This window comes from Sunxiuqinia sp., from assembly GCF_055140945.1.
Genome location: NZ_JBSQYS010000037.1, coordinates 1 through 15,379 on the forward strand (window position 1 = coordinate 1; position 15,379 = coordinate 15,379).

Below are 15,379 nucleotides of genomic sequence, written 5' to 3' on the forward strand. Positions count from 1 at the left end.
CAAAAACTGGGAGCTGGGAGTTGGACTGACGGGCTCTGTTGGTGCAGATGTTTTAAACTATGTTAGAGTTAAAACAGAAGGCCTGATGTCGCAATGGGACAATCAGGATGCAGCGGTACTTGATCGCGCACAACCAGCTTACCTTGATGGTGACAATTCGAATGTAGAAAACATCGACAATACCTATTTAATCAATCCAGATGCAACCCTGCCTCGATGGAGCGGAAACGACCTTAACGGAAATAACCGAATGAGTGACCGCTGGATTGAAGATGGTTCTTACCTACGTATTCAGAATATTTCAATTTCATATTCATTCCCTAGAGATTGGATAAACAAAGCGGGTATATCAACATGCAAACTGTACTTAAACGCTCAAAATGTTTACACGTTTACCAACTACTCGGGACTTGATCCGGAAATTGGGTCGTACAACCAGAAAGCGGGTTTGTCTAACGTAGATATGGGAAGATACCCTTCACCCCGGGTATTCACGCTTGGTGCTAATATCACTTTCTAACTTTAAAGCTAAATGAAAATGAAGAATATATTAACGACAATTTATCTTTTGTTTCTTGTACTGGGTATCACTTCCTGCGATCAATTTCTAACGATCGTACCTGAAGACGAGCAGGTACTGGAAACTTATTATACTTCAGAATCCAGCGTAAATGCAAACACAGCTTCTCTCTACAGTGCCCTTGTTTGGCAAGATTTCAACATGAATTTCATATGGATGGCTGGTGACGAATTGGCTGGTGACTTGTATTACACATACGATCAGGAAGGTCAGTTTTACTATATGACTTTTCAAAACGGAAATTCTTTCCTGAAAGAAGGATGGAATGGACTTTTTCGAGTGGTTTCCTATTGTAATAATATCATTAATGGTATGCCGGCGGCAGCAAGTGCCAATGGAATTTCAGAAGAAATTATAAATCGTGCCTTAGCAGAAGCCCGCTGTATTCGAGGTATTGCCTACTATTTTCTCTCAGAATATTGGCAAGATGTTCCAATCATTACCGACAATAACATTTCAAGTGATCAAGTGATCCGGAATAAGCAATCCAGTGTATACGAATTTATTCGTCGTGATTTGGTATTTGCCTCCGAAAACCTACCTTCAACCCCATTTCAGGAAGGTCGCTGCTCAAAATACACAGCCATCGGAATGCTGGCTAAATTACATCTAACAATGGCTTCACATCTGGATGATGCGGACTCAGACAGTAATTTTGGATTGGCCAAGCAATATGCCCTACAGGTTATTAATGAAAGTAGTTACAGCCTGTACAACGATTTGTCAACGATGTTTTATCCTGCGGGAAATAATAATTCAGAATCATTGTTTGCCATCCAGTGTACCAACGATGGATATGGGTATGGTAACGGACGAAATGTTTCACAATCGCGTAATGCATTGATCACACTTGGTGCTTCATGGGGAGCAGGAAAAGGTCCCACGCTAGACTTGCAGGAATCGTATGAAAATGGCGACCTTCGCCGCAAATATACCTTTATGCGCAATGGCGACCAGTATGACAACCTCGGTGGCGGTGGCTACTCCTACTATAATTTCTCCGAAGATGAATCAACGGAAACAAGCAACGAAATGTTAGCCCATGTGCGAAAATACGTGATTGGTGCCAATTCTGATTGCGGTGGAGTTGCCGGTGCTTCCAACCAGGATGCAGGAAATAACACCTACCTGCTCCGTCTAACTGATGTTTATCTTTGTTACGTGGAAGCTTGCATTGGTTCCGGTTCATCAACCGCTGATGCGACTGCCCTCAATTTGTTTAAACAGGTTCGTTCTCGTGCCGGATTAAGCTGGTCGGCAAGTTCGATTACCTACGACCAACTCATTAAAGAACGCCGGGTGGAATTCGCTTTCGAAAGCATCAACTTCCTCGACATCAAACGAATGAGCTATCGAAATATGACGAAAGCATTGACTTACCTGAACGATATGGATCGTGAGCGCCAATACCTTTCCAATGGCAGCTATAACTGGCAGGAACGAAATGCTGATAATGCTTATCATGGCGGATTTACTTCCGTAAATCCTGAAGACGATTCCAGCGGTGAAGGATCTATTTTCTACCTGAATCCAGACGTTGCCAGCATAACCATAAGCGCAGAAAATCTGGTATTGCCAATTCCTGCTGAAACCTTGACAAAGACTCCGTCAATTACAGCTGAACCTGTTGAATACGAATTTAATTGAAAAGTAAACATGATGAAAAAATATATATCAAAAGCGGTTATCGCCATACTAGTACTGCTCAGTTTGGTTGCTTGCCAAGATAACGACAACGAATGGCCAACCGGAGGAACACCCATCGTTCGGTATGTCCGTCCATGTGACGTTGATGCTTCCGACTCTCTTTTAACGGGAGGCTATCTGGGTTCTAAAATTGCGATTATTGGAGAATCATTAGCAGGCGTAAACGAGATCTATTTCAACGACAAGAAAGCTAAGTTAAATCCCAATATGGTAACCGACAATGCCATTATTGTATCTATTCCAAACTCAATTCCCGGAATCAAAGAGGATCTGATTAAATTGTATACAAGCGAAGATTCAACTTCTTTCACTTTTGCAACAATTGTTCCTGAACCATCAGTAAATTCAATGGCTTGCGAATATATCGATGCAGGAGGTGTCGCTCACATTGAAGGTCTATATTTTATCGACGACGAGAACAGTCCACTAACCGTAACCTTTACCGGTGGCGTTCAGGGAGAAATCGTATCACAGGATATTACTTCAATTGATGTCGTTGTTCCCGAAGGTGCCGAGAGTGGCCCTGTTACAGTTTCATCAGTTTATGGTGATGGTGTTAGCGCTTTTCATTTCCGTGATCAACGAAATATTATTCTTGATTTTAATAACGGTAATTATCCTGATTACGACTACTTCTTTGGATGGCACGGAGGTAAAGGTGTTATTTCAGATGATGGCATCAACGGCAATTATTTGATTTTTTCAGGAGACATTGATGCAGCTGGTTCTACAGCGGATAAAGACTACTGTTTTGATCGCTGGACATACACTCCGGAGGATCCCGATTTTGCAGATGCCTCTAATTTGTCGGATCAAGCGTTAAAGTTTGAGGTAAAAGTAGCCGGCGATTGGTCAGCGGCAGCATTGCAGTTTATATTTACCGGAGCAGATGAAGTTTGGCTTAATTGGCAGAACAATGCTGCTTGGCCTAACTATGAAGACACGCACGGTGGAAATGAAAACTGGAAGCGCTCTACGTCTTACCCGCGTGGCCTTTGGACTCCATGGGCTGCAAATGGCTCTTTTTCAACAGAAAAATGGATCACAGTATCAATTCCAATGGACGAATTTAAATATGGCGCCGATGGAAGTGAAAGCACTGTGAACCCTGCGGGACATTATTCCGGACTCACGATTTGGATGGGTCAAGGAAGCTCAACAGGAATAGCCTGTTCTCCAACGCTATGGATTGACAATGTCCGTGTAGTTCCAATTGATTAATCACCAAAACTAAGGAATATTATGAAACCAGATAAATTACTAAATCAATGGAAGCTGATCATGTTATTGGTATTAATAGCAGTGACTTTCGCAGCTTGTAATGATGATGATGATGACGAGATCGTATCCAGTCAGGTTGTACTGGAAGCCTACGGACCAAGCCCTGCATTAAGAGGTAGCGAACTAACCTTTGTCGGGAGAAACCTGGATAAGGTAACCAGTATTGTTTTACCCGATAACATTGAAATTTCAGATATCGAAGTAGTCAGCAGCGAAAGAATAAAAGTGACGATCTCGCAGGAGGCAATTGAAGGATATGTGAAACTGAATACGCCTGAGGGTCAAATTACTTCGAAAACTTTATTGGCCTACATCGAGCCTATTTCCATTTCCAAGATTTCGCCAAATCCGGTTAAGGCTGGCGAAACACTTACGATTGAAGGCGACTACCTGAACTTGATTCAGAAAGTAGTTTTTGCTGATGATGTGACTGTCATGAGTTCCGATTTCACTATCTGGGAACGGAAAAAGATAGCCTTGGTTGTTCCAAAAGAAGTGCAATCCGGCATCATTATGCTAGCCGATACAGCTGCAATGCCAATTGAGCTTAAATCAGAAACAGTTCTTGAACTCACTTTACCATCAGTATCTTCGGTAGAAGAATTGACAAATAAAAAACCGGAAGATGAAATCGCAATTGCAGGCGCCAACCTTGATTTGGCCGAGTTTGTGGTACTCGCCAACAGCGATACAATTGAATTTTCGGTAAACGATAATACACTTACATTTTCCTTGCCATCAGGGACGACTGACGGTACGGTTAACATGATTGCCTTTTCAGGCATTGCTGTACCTGTTGCTCAAGTTACAATGGCTTTGCCAACTGAACTGTCGGCTTCACCAGCTTCGGATCTTCGTGCAGGAGATGTCATTACCATTTCAGGCTTAAATATGGACTTGATAAGCTCAGTTGTTTTCCCGGGGATAGATAATGCAATCACCCCTTCTTCTACAACGAACGTTACGATTACGGTAACCATTCCCGACGCTGCCACCAGCGGCGATTTGGTATTGAATACGGCAAGTGGCAAAACGGCTTCTGTGGCCATTGCTACGCAGAAACCTGAAGTAACAGAATACAGCCCATCACCTGTTTCGGCAGGAAGTGATGTTACTATAACCGGAACCAACCTTGACTTGGTAGTGTCGGTGACATTTGCAGGCGATCTTACCGTCGACGTAAGTCCATCATCCAACACAAGCATTACGGTTACAGTACCGGTGGATGCAGAAAGCGGCGAATTAATCCTGAATATGGCCAATGGTGAAACAGTAACGGCTCCTTCTTTAACTGTTGAAAAACCTGCATTCTGTTACGTTCCGGTACTACCTGATCCGGGAACAGAAATCAATGCCGGTACAGTATTGACCTTAGATGTATATAATGAAGACAAGTTGACCGATGTTACCGTCAACGGTACGTCAACTCAATATATCCTTCAGGGAGCGATATTATACGTATTAATACCTGAATCAGCAAGTGGAGATACTGAACTTAGTTTGGTATCATCCAATGGCAGCGTGTCTTATACCTTGCCAGTGATTGGATCCGGCACAACCGAAACTATAATTATGAGTGAAATCCGCGATCTTGGAACCTGGGCAGGCGAGGCTGACGGAGGAGCATTCCGGCTAAACAAATCATCATTTGCAGATGTACCTGCTGGTTCAATAATGAAATTCTATTTCACGGTAACTGGTTATGGGCAATTACAAATTAATGATGCAAACTGGGGACAACAAGCGATGCTCGAATTTACCGATGAGACTCAAACTTCCTACGAAATGGAATTAACTCAGGAATTCCTGGATCATATTTTAAGTACAGATGATGGCTGGTCTGAAACAGCACTCGTTATTCAAGGACAAAATCTAATCATCTCAAAAGTATCGATCATCGTTACAGCTCCTTCCGAAACCGTAATTATGGATGAAACCCGCGACTTGGGATCTTGGACGGGTGAAGCTGACGGTGGCGCGTTCCGACTTTACAAATCATCATTTACCGATCTATCGGCCGGATCAATATTGAAATTCTATTTCACAGTAACAGGATCAGGCCAACTGCAAATAAATGATGCAAACTGGGCACAACAGGGAGATATCCTCGCTTTTGAAGATGCTTCAAAGACGTCCTATGAATTAGAAATGACTCAGGAATTTCTGGATCATATTTTAAGTACAAATGATGGCTGGTCTGAAACAGCTTTAGTAGTGCAGGGGCAAAACCTGATTATCTCTAAAGTTTCAGTTACCGCAAAATAAATTCGAATTAAATGACCGCAATAGCAAATAGGTTTCTGAATACCTGCTTTGTAATACTCTTTATACTATCAGTTACAGTAACGGCATGCAGCAACGGGGAGGACGATGAGCCCACCCCCGTGCTGGATGCCCCTCTACTGGTTGGATCTATACCTGTCGATGGTGCTACTGACTTAAGCGAGGGAAACTTAACAATTACTCTTACTTTTGATCAAAATGTCACCTCTCCTTCATCAACACATAGCCAGGTTACAATTACTGATGCAACAGTTACAAGCGTAACTGCCTCGTTAACTCAGGTAACCATTAAAGCTACGGGGCTGGAAAAAGGAAGTACCTACCAGCTCGTTGTTCCCAAAGGAGTAGTTCTTGGGCCCACAAAAGTAGCTGCCGCCGAAATAATTATTAGTTTTTCAATACAAGAAGAGGTACAAACCGCCATTACCACTTCGCTGGCGATAGATAATCCTTCTCAGCAAGCACAGAATCTGTATGATTTTCTACTCGAAAACTATGGACAGAAAGTGCTTTCGGGTACCATGGCTAACGTAAACTGGAACACCAACGAAGCAGAATGGGTAAAACTACAAACCGGCAAGTATCCCGCTATTGCAACATTTGATTATGTCCACCTCCCCTATTCACCAGCCAACTGGATCGACTATTCAAACACTGCGATACAAGAAGACTGGTGGAACAACAACGGGCTGATTAGTATTGGATGGCACTGGATCGTGCCAACAGCGGAAGGAGCAACAGACTACACATATAAACCCGAAGAAACAACCTTCAAAGCTTCGAATGTCACGATTGATGGTACCTGGGAAAATGATCTGGTAAAGGCTGACTTAAAAAAAGCTGCCGACTACCTGAAGTTACTTCAAGCGAAAAACATTCCGGTTATTTGGCGTCCACTGCATGAGGCTGCCGGAAACATTTACGAATTTAGCGGCGGATCTGCTTGGTTTTGGTGGGGCAACAATGGAGCTAAAGCCTACAAGGATCTATGGATTTATATGTTCGACTATTTCAAAACGCAAGGATTGAATAACCTGATTTGGGTATGGACAACACAAACCAAGGATCGTGAATTTTATCCAGGTGACAACTATGTTGACATTATTGGAAGAGACATCTACAACAACTCCAACGCATTGGATATTGCAGATGAATTCGCATCCATTCAGGAAAGTTACCCTACCAAAATGGTTACATTGAGCGAATGTGGTAATGCTGCCAACATATTGGCACAATGGAATGCCGGTGCTCAATGGTCCTATTTTATGCCTTGGTACGATTACGAACGCACCGACGATTTAAATGAGTCTGACTTTAATGAAACCAATCACGAATATGCTGATGCAAGTTGGTGGACCGATGCCTTTAACCATAGCGATGTTATCACACGCGACCAAATGCCTAGTCTAAAATAGAACGTTATGAGAATAGAAATCAAACTACTCCTTTTAATCACAGCTATGTGGGCTGGCTGTAAAGCCGACAAAACAGAACAGACACAAGCACAGCGACTGATTGAAACACTGAAATCAGTTCAAGCTAAAGGCACGTTGTTTGGCCATCAGGATGATCTGGCTTACGGAATGAAATGGAGCTATATCGAGGGGGAATCGGATGTTAAAAGGGTCGCAGGAGATTATCCTGCCCTGTTTGGATGGGAACTTGGCGGCTTGGAACGTGGCGATTTGAAAAATCTTGATGACGTACCGTTTGATGTAATGCGCCAGTTAGCAATCAAAGCAGATGAAATGGGTGGAATCAACACCTTTAGCTGGCATCCGTACTCAGTGGTAAACGGAAAGAACTCCTGGAATACGGACACGACTACAGTGAAGTATATTATTCCCGGAGGTTCGCGTCATGAGCAATTTAAAGCTCAGCTAGATCAAATAGCCAATTTCTTTCTGCAACTAAAAACAAGCGACGGAAAGCTCATGCCTGTAATTTTTCGGCCATGGCATGAGATGAGTGGCGGCTGGTTCTGGTGGGGAACAAAGTTGACTTCACCCGAAGAATACAAAACACTTTTCAGGTTTACCATCGACTATTTAGTACATGAAAAAGGATTGACCAACATGGTAATTTGCTATTCACCAAATAGTGGATTCCAAACCGAACAGGAGTATCTAACCTGGTACCCGGGAAACGATATTATTGATATTATGGGTGTTGATGATTATCAACACCCAAGCACGGTCGACTGGCCTGGTCAGTTGCAAAAAACGTTAGACATTGTAATTAAAACGGCAAATAAAAACCAAAAGCTTGCAGCCTTTTCTGAAACGGGATACGAAAACATACCTGACTCTTTATGGTTTACCGACCAATTGGGGAAAGCCATTGAGCCCGACAGCATTGCCCAAAATCTGAGCTATGTGATGGTTTGGCGAAACGACTCCAACGTTCATCACTTCTTTGCTTATGACGGACACCCTTCAGAAGCGAATGCAAAAAGCTTTTTAAATCAACCCAACATCTGGTTACTAAATGATTTTAATAAGAACAAGAAATAAAGTGCTGATTGAGACTCAACACAAAAAAAACTGAATATGTCAATGCAATTGTTTGAAGAGAGAAAAAAACGAATTACGAAGGAGCACGAGGCATTATTGTCAAGAAAAAACGAAGAGCTTTTTAGCACGAATGGCATCTACAGCCGATACAAATATCCGATATTAACACGCGATCATGTGCCACTTAACTGGCGTTTCGATTACAACCAGGAAACCAATCCTCGATTCATGGAACGAATTGGGTTCAACGCCACCATGAATGCCGGCGCAATAAAGTGGAAAGACAAGTATCTTTTGGTAGTGCGAACTGAAGGAAACGACCGAAAATCGTTTTTTGCAATCGCTGAAAGCCCCAATGGGGTGGATAACTTTCGCTTTTGGGATCGCCCAATCACACTTCCGGAAACTGATGAGCCCGACACGAATGTTTACGATATGCGCCTAACCAAACACGATGATGGCTATATATATGGTGTATTTTGCACCGAACGAAAAGATCCGAATGCTCCAAGTGGTGATACCTGCAGCGCTGTTGCTGCAGCAGGAATTGCCCGAACAAAAGACCTCCTGAAATGGGAACGCCTACCCGACTTGAAAAGTCATGCCGGACAACAACGGAATGTTGTTTTGTTTCCACACCTCATTAACGGGAAATATGCCTTTTATACCCGTCCACAAGATGGATTTATCGACACCGGAAGTGGCGGCGGAATTGGATTCGGCTTGTCGGACACCATTGAAAAGGCCGAAATAAAAAAGGAAACAATTGTTGATGCTAAAACATACCATACAATTTACGAGGTGAAAAATGGACTGGGACCAGCTCCAATTCGAACCGAAAAAGGATGGTTGCAATTAGCTCATGGCGTACGTAATACGGCGGCAGGACTTCGTTACACCTTGTACGTTTTCATGACCGACCTGAAGCGTCCGTGGGAAGTGACCTATAAGCCGGCCGGGTATTTTCTTGCTCCAATAGAAAAAGAACGGGTTGGCGATGTTTCAAACGTATTATTTTCCAATGGCTGGATTATGGATGAAAATGGAAAAATATTCATCTATTATGCATCGTCTGACACCAGAATGCATGTGGCCACGTCAACACTTGATCAATTAATAGACTATTGTGTAAATTCGCCACAAGACGAGTTGCGATCAGCAGCATCAGTCAATCATATTAATCATCTGATAGACCAAAATAAATGTCTCAAGGAACAACAGAGCAAGATAACTTCATAAACCTGAAAAAGGAAATGAAGGCTGAGTTACAGCGCATTTTATCGTATTGGATTGATCAGACACAAGATAAAGAACATGGCGGTTTTGTTGGCACTCGCGATCATTACAATCAGCTAGTCCCTGGAGCCGAAAAAGGAGCTGTTCTGAATGCCCGAATTTTATGGACATTTTCGGCAGCCTATAATTTCACCCAAAATCCAGGCTATTTAAAATTGGCAAACCGTGCTTATCATTATATGGTTGATCGGTTTATCGATCCTATTAACAGCGGACTGTATTGGTCGTTAAACGAAGATGGCAAAGTCGCCAATTCCCGAAAGCAAATTTACGCTCAGGGATTTGGCATCTATGGTTTTTCAGAATATTATAAAGCAACCCAAAACAAAGAAGCACTACAACACGCCATCTACTTATTTAAATTGATAGAAAAGCACAGCTGCGACCGCAACTACGGGGGATATATCGAGTCACTTTCTGAAGATTGGAGTCCGCTTGAAGATATGCGACTGAGTCCCAAAGATGCCAATGAGCCTAAATCGATGAACACACATCTGCATATTTTAGAACCTTACACTAATCTTTATCGGGTATGGCCAGACGAGCAACTGAAAAAGAAGATGGGCGATTTAACACGGGTTTTTCTCGATCACATCATCAACAAAAAAACAAGCCACTTTCAACTGTTCTTCGACTATGACTGGACTGTTCGCTCCGGGATCGTTTCATTTGGGCACGATATTGAAGGCGCTTGGCTACTGGCCGAAGCAGCCTACGAACTGGATGATGACAAACTAATTGACGAGGTTGAAGACATAAGTTTAAAAATGGTCGACGCCGTGCTTGCTGAAGGGATGGCAAATGATGGATCTGTCTATTATGAGCAGGAAAACAAGCACTTAGACACCGACAAACATTGGTGGCCTCAGGCCGAAGCAATGGTTGGCTTGATATATGCCTGGAAAATTTCAGGTGATAAGAATTATCTTGAAACGATGAACAAGACCTGGCATTTTATTCAAACCTACCTCATCGACAACAAAAATGGCGAATGGTTTTGGAGCGTTGACAATAATGGCATTCCAACAACGAACAACGACAAAGCAGGATTCTGGAAATGCCCATACCACAATAGTCGGGCATTAATCGAAGTCATCAAAAACTTAAATTAGACCAAACGAATCCCCTACAGTAAACCAAATGGAATATAAACTCAAACTGAAAGAAAAAATTGGCTACGGACTTGGTGATGCCGCATCATCCATGTTCTGGAAACTCTTCTCAATGTATTTGTTGTTTTTTTATACCGATGTGTTTGGTATACCAGCTGCTGCTGCCGGAACCATGTTTCTGCTCACGCGAATTTGGGATGCCACCAACGATCCAATTATGGGGATCATTGCTGACCGCACAAAAAGTAGATGGGGAAAATTCAGGCCTTACTTGCTTTGGATGGCATTGCCATTCGGAATTATCGGCGTATTGTTATTTACAACGCCCGACCTCGGAATGACCGGAAAAATAGTGTACGCATACGTCACCTACACTCTGATGATGATGGTTTATACCGCCATCAATGTGCCTTACGCCGCATTAATGGGGGTGATGACACCCGACTCAAAACAGCGCACCACCCTCTCCTCTTTTCGAATGGTTTTTGCCTTTGGAGGTAGTATTTTGGTATTGGGCACCTTTCAGCCGCTGTTTGACACCTTCGGATCGAAAGCCGTTGCCCAATTCTCTGAAACAGAAATGGCAAGCACTCCGATGTTGGACGGATCAGGAAAAACATTATTGTTTGACAACACCCTATCCGCCCATCCTGAAGTGACGGACTCACTGCTAGTGTTAAGCACAAAGATGAAGACATCCAGCAGCGATGCTCTTAAAATTGGGGTTTATTCTGCCAAAACAAATGAATATGCATTTGCGAATATTCCCTCAGCTACTGATACCCTTGGCCTCAGGCGTGATGGAACATGGAGTACCGTAAAAATAAAACTCACGGATTTGGTTCCGTCGGCAAACTGGCTTCAAGCTCCGGAAAAGCTGCAGTTGGCTATTGTAACAGCCAATCCAAATTCATTCGAATTTAAAAAACTGGAGATCAACGAAATTGATTTCAAATCGGGAACAAAAAAAGCAGTCATGGTTATTGCAGTAGTAGCCGTTTTATTTTTCTTCCTAACATTTTTATGGACCAAAGAACGGGTGAAACCCGTACAAGAAACAAAATCAACCGTTAAAGATGATTTTAAAGACTTACTTAAAAACGGACCTTGGTTTATCCTTTTAGGAGCCGGGGTATCGGCACTTATATTTAATTCGATCAGAGATGGAGCGGCCATTTATTACTTCCGCTATTTCATTCAAAATGAAGATGCTATTGATATGACACTTTTAGGGATGTCGCTGCCAATCGCATACAGTACCATTTTCCTTGTGCTAGGTCAGGCAGCAAACATTATTGGGGTTGTCCTTGCAAAGCCGATATCCGATCGACTTGGGAAACGTCATACGTTTTTGTTTGCCATGCTTTTAGCTGCTGTACTGAGCTTCATTTTCTACTTATTCGACCGGAGTGCAATTATGATGATCTTCACTTTTCAATTTCTGATCAGCATTTGTGCAGGAATTATCTTTCCGCTACTTTGGTCGATGTATGCTGACATTGCTGATTATTCCGAGTGGAAAACCGGACGCCGTGCCACTGGCCTTATTTTCTCGTCATCATCCATGTCGCAAAAATTTGGATGGACACTTGGTGGTGCTGTCACCGGTTGGTTACTGGCACTCTATGGTTTTAAGGCAGATGCCGTACAGTCCGAAGAAACACAAAATGCTATCCGGCTCATGTTGAGCGTATTTCCCGCCATTGGGGCACTACTCTCGGTAGTGTTTGTATACTCCTATAAATTGAGCGATGCCTACATGACCCAGATCAACAATGAATTGAATGTCCAACGCAATAAAACCAACAAATAATCATCTAATCATGAGAAAATTATCGATACTGCTTTCCATTTTCGTGTTCATCTTAGGATCATGTAGCCAACCAAAGACATCTGATCCGTTTGTGAAGCGACAGGGACACCAACTAACGGTGAATGATGACCCTTATTATTTTGTAGGTACCAACTATTGGTATGGTGCCATCCTTGCTTCAACCGGCCAAGGAGGCGACAGGGACAGGCTCATAAATGAACTGGATTTAATGAAACAGCACGGGATTACCAACCTTCGGATATTAGCAGGAGCAGAAGGGCCAAACAATGAGCCCTATCGTGTTACTCCTGCCTTGCAATTGTCGCCCGGAGTTTACAACGACACTCTTTTGGATGGACTCGACTTTTTAATGACCGAATTGGGTAAACGAAAAATGTATGCAGTTCTTTTCCTAAATAACAGTTGGGAATGGTCGGGTGGCTTTTCGCAATACCTCAATTGGAGTGGCTATGGCGACATTCCTTATCCTCAAATTGCCCCTCATACCTGGCCTGAGTTCATGAGCTTTTCAGGGCAATTCATCAATTGCGAACCTTGCCAGGAAAAATTTCAAAACCACATCCGCTTTTTGTTGTCTCGCACCAACCAATACAATGGAAAAAAATATGTGGATGATCCAGCCATCATGACCTGGGAAATAGCCAACGAGCCCCGTGCTTTCTCCGATGCAAACAAGCCCCGCTTTGCCGAATGGATAGGAGAAACTGCTGCCTTCATTAAATCGATTGACCCCAATCATCTGGTCACGACAGGATCAGAGGGACAGTGGGGTTGTGAAGGAGACATGGAACTTTTCCGAAAAATACATGGTGATCCTAACATCGACTACCTCACCATGCATACCTGGCCAAAAAACTGGAACTGGCTCGATTCTGATCACATTGCCGAAACCGTTGATACCTCCATTGTGCTCACAAAAAAATACATGGCTGATCATATCGAGGTAGCCCGCGAACTCAACAAACCAATTGTGCTCGAAGAATTTGGATTACCTAGAGACCACCATACTTTTGGTCCTGACGATACGACAACAGCTCGGGATAAATATTACGGAGCTGCTTTCAAGTTGGTTGAAAAGAGCGCGCAGAATGGAGATGTTTTGGCCGGAAGCAATTTCTGGGCATTTGCAGGATCGGGGCGCCATAGCGGCGACGATCCATACTGGAAACTTGGTGATGACTTAATGGGCGACCCACCCCAGGAGCCGCAAGGTCTAAACTCAGTTTACGATATCGATTCTACAATGGATTTAATAAAAGAGCATGCCAACAAATTAAGGAACTAATTTATCGGAGGAATTCGACTCGGAGTTTGAGAGATTAATTGACGAAAATCCATAGGCATCCGTTCCTTCAAACGAAACAATTCCTACATGGCAAAAAAAATATGAACTATCACACAAACTGACTGTATCCGCAGGAAAAATTAAGGTTAAAATGGATCCACACGATGGGCATAGAGCAGGTCCCATTTTTAGTGTGCGAACCAAGAAACGATAGTTCATTAGTAAATCAATTCCATTCTTAAAATGAAGGGGTGTCAGGGAAAAACTGGCATCTCTTTTTTTATCTATTTTTAACGAGTTTAAATTACTTACGGATAAGAATTTATTCAAATAAGAACGAATAAAAATGAGTAAATTACGCAAGTAATTATTGTATCCAATATGAAATTCAAAATCAAACATTATTCCAACCTTTATCACAACTTTGGAAAAGGTTTGTACGAATGCTGGATCAATTGATTTTTTCCCGCATCGATTCTGATGCAACTCCTTTTCATCCGTTTAAAATTTTCAAGTTTTTAAAAACTTACTTTAAAATTTGAGAACGGATGGAACCGCTCCGCTCTCACACAAACTTTTTTAATCATCCTTGTTTGTGAATTTTTGATTAAAAAAGTTCATGCTCGTTTCATTTATCTTTTTTTATTCTGTTTCACTAAAAATACGATTCCCATGAATGGGATTATCTTTGATATTAAACGCTTTGCAGTGCATGATGGACCTGGCATCCGAACAACCATCTTCCTAAAAGGGTGTCCGTTAAAGTGCCAATGGTGCCACAACCCGGAAAGCATTGATAAAAGCCCGGTTTGCATTGAAAAAACAGTGCAGCTAAACGGTCGTAAATTCACCGAAAAGGAGACCGTTGGTTATACAACAAGTGCTGATGAGTTGATAAAAGAACTTCTCAAGGAGCAGGTTTTCATGGAAGAATCCGGAGGCGGCGTTACCTTCTCGGGAGGAGAGCCATTATTACAGCACGAGTTTTTAACGGAAATGCTACAGAAATGTCAAGCTTCAGGAATTCATACAACGGTAGATACCACCTTGTTTGCCAACTGGTCGGTCATCGAAAAAATCGCCAGGCTCACTGATCTGTTTTTGGTCGACCTGAAAATAATGAATGACCAGCAACACCAACACTACACAGGAGTTTCCAATAAAACGATACTGGAAAATATTCAACGATTGACTAAAAATGGGAGTCTGATAACCATCCGGATCCCAATGATTCCGGGAGTTAGTACCACCCCAGAAAATGTAAGTGAGAGTATTGAATTCCTGCAAACTCTGAAACATCCATTCGGTCGAGTAGACTTGCTGCCTTTTCACAATACAGCAAAGGAAAAGTACAAGCGCTTTCATATGGAAAACCATTTCGTTGAAGAGCATTCTTTAAAAAAGGAAGAACTGGCAACGATTAAAAAACAATTTGAAAACGCTGGTTTTACAGTTCAACCAGGAGGTTAACCACTGTAATCGACATGA

At 42.5% G+C, this 15,379-nt stretch carries 11 protein-coding genes and 1 pseudogene; 11 read left to right on the forward strand and 1 reads right to left on the reverse strand.

What is annotated here, in order from left to right; genetic code table 11:
• The 10 genes and pseudogenes from ACTB00_RS15475 to ACTB00_RS15520 all read left to right on the forward strand — a co-directional run.
• A pseudogene (locus tag ACTB00_RS15475) lies at nt 1-520 on the forward strand (SusC/RagA family TonB-linked outer membrane protein); the annotation flags it as partial.
• An 18-nt stretch (nt 521-538) separates the two neighbouring features.
• Entirely contained in the window at nt 539-2,227 is a 1,689-nt protein-coding gene (locus ACTB00_RS15480; RefSeq protein ID WP_463300824.1) for a RagB/SusD family nutrient uptake outer membrane protein, read from the forward strand.
• Nucleotides 2,228-2,236: 9 nt separating this feature from the next.
• On the forward strand, nt 2,237-3,508 hold the full coding sequence (locus ACTB00_RS15485; RefSeq protein ID WP_463300825.1) for a glycan-binding surface protein: 1,272 nt from the start codon (nt 2,237-2,239) through the stop codon (nt 3,506-3,508).
• A gap of 21 nt (nt 3,509-3,529) precedes the next feature.
• The gene (locus ACTB00_RS15490; protein ID WP_463300826.1) at nt 3,530-5,833 is read left to right on the forward strand and encodes an IPT/TIG domain-containing protein; all 2,304 of its coding nucleotides are present in this window, start codon (nt 3,530-3,532) and stop codon (nt 5,831-5,833) included.
• 11 nt (nt 5,834-5,844) lie between these two features.
• Nucleotides 5,845-7,266: a glycosyl hydrolase gene (locus ACTB00_RS15495; RefSeq protein WP_463300827.1), complete on the forward strand. Its 1,422-nt coding sequence runs from the start codon at nt 5,845-5,847 to the stop codon at nt 7,264-7,266.
• A gap of 6 nt (nt 7,267-7,272) precedes the next feature.
• A complete protein-coding gene (locus tag ACTB00_RS15500; protein WP_463300828.1) occupies nt 7,273-8,364 on the forward strand; it encodes a glycoside hydrolase family 26 protein in 1,092 nt (363 codons plus the stop codon).
• Nucleotides 8,365-8,400: 36 nt separating this feature from the next.
• Entirely contained in the window at nt 8,401-9,603 is a 1,203-nt protein-coding gene (locus tag ACTB00_RS15505) for a glycoside hydrolase family 130 protein (protein ID WP_463300829.1), read from the forward strand.
• Nucleotides 9,567-10,772 carry an AGE family epimerase/isomerase gene (locus ACTB00_RS15510; RefSeq protein ID WP_463300830.1) on the forward strand — a complete coding sequence of 402 codons (1,206 nt, stop codon included), beginning with the start codon at nt 9,567-9,569 and terminating at the stop codon, nt 10,770-10,772. Before ACTB00_RS15505 ends, ACTB00_RS15510 begins: the two co-directional genes overlap by 37 nt.
• A 28-nt stretch (nt 10,773-10,800) precedes the next feature.
• Nucleotides 10,801-12,585, forward strand: coding sequence for an MFS transporter (locus tag ACTB00_RS15515; RefSeq protein ID WP_463300831.1), 1,785 nt, complete (start codon nt 10,801-10,803; stop codon nt 12,583-12,585).
• Nucleotides 12,586-12,595: 10 nt separating this feature from the next.
• Nucleotides 12,596-13,891, forward strand: a complete 1,296-nt coding sequence (locus tag ACTB00_RS15520) for a glycoside hydrolase 5 family protein (RefSeq protein WP_463300832.1) — start codon at nt 12,596-12,598, stop codon at nt 13,889-13,891.
• On the opposite strand, the gene ACTB00_RS15525 is transcribed toward ACTB00_RS15520, so the two are convergent.
• Nucleotides 13,880-14,293: a hypothetical protein gene (locus ACTB00_RS15525; protein WP_463300833.1), complete on the reverse strand. Its 414-nt coding sequence runs from the start codon at nt 14,291-14,293 to the stop codon at nt 13,880-13,882. The two genes, ACTB00_RS15520 and ACTB00_RS15525, sit on opposite strands and share 12 nt — an antisense overlap.
• 270 nt (nt 14,294-14,563) lie before the next feature.
• On the opposite strand from ACTB00_RS15525, the gene ACTB00_RS15530 reads away from it, so the two are divergent.
• The gene (locus ACTB00_RS15530; protein WP_463300834.1) at nt 14,564-15,361 is read left to right on the forward strand and encodes a glycyl-radical enzyme activating protein; all 798 of its coding nucleotides are present in this window, start codon (nt 14,564-14,566) and stop codon (nt 15,359-15,361) included.
• Nucleotides 15,362-15,379 lie beyond the last annotated feature (18 nt).

What these genes read in the sequence shown, in the direction of transcription:
- ACTB00_RS15480 (WP_463300824.1), top strand. Translation starts at nt 539, where the DNA reads ATGAAGAATATATTAACGACAATTTATCTTTTGTTTCTTGTACTGGGT.
- ACTB00_RS15485 (WP_463300825.1), top strand. Translation starts at nt 2,237, where the DNA reads ATGATGAAAAAATATATATCAAAAGCGGTTATCGCCATACTAGTACTG.
- ACTB00_RS15490 (WP_463300826.1), top strand. Translation starts at nt 3,530, where the DNA reads ATGAAACCAGATAAATTACTAAATCAATGGAAGCTGATCATGTTATTG.
- ACTB00_RS15495 (WP_463300827.1), top strand. Translation starts at nt 5,845, where the DNA reads ATGACCGCAATAGCAAATAGGTTTCTGAATACCTGCTTTGTAATACTC.
- ACTB00_RS15500 (WP_463300828.1), top strand. Translation starts at nt 7,273, where the DNA reads ATGAGAATAGAAATCAAACTACTCCTTTTAATCACAGCTATGTGGGCT.
- ACTB00_RS15505 (WP_463300829.1), top strand. Translation starts at nt 8,401, where the DNA reads ATGTCAATGCAATTGTTTGAAGAGAGAAAAAAACGAATTACGAAGGAG.
- ACTB00_RS15510 (WP_463300830.1), top strand. Translation starts at nt 9,567, where the DNA reads ATGTCTCAAGGAACAACAGAGCAAGATAACTTCATAAACCTGAAAAAG.
- ACTB00_RS15515 (WP_463300831.1), top strand. Translation starts at nt 10,801, where the DNA reads ATGGAATATAAACTCAAACTGAAAGAAAAAATTGGCTACGGACTTGGT.
- ACTB00_RS15520 (WP_463300832.1), top strand. Translation starts at nt 12,596, where the DNA reads ATGAGAAAATTATCGATACTGCTTTCCATTTTCGTGTTCATCTTAGGA.
- ACTB00_RS15525 (WP_463300833.1), bottom strand. Translation starts at nt 14,293, where the DNA reads ATGTTTGATTTTGAATTTCATATTGGATACAATAATTACTTGCGTAAT.
- ACTB00_RS15530 (WP_463300834.1), top strand. Translation starts at nt 14,564, where the DNA reads ATGAATGGGATTATCTTTGATATTAAACGCTTTGCAGTGCATGATGGA.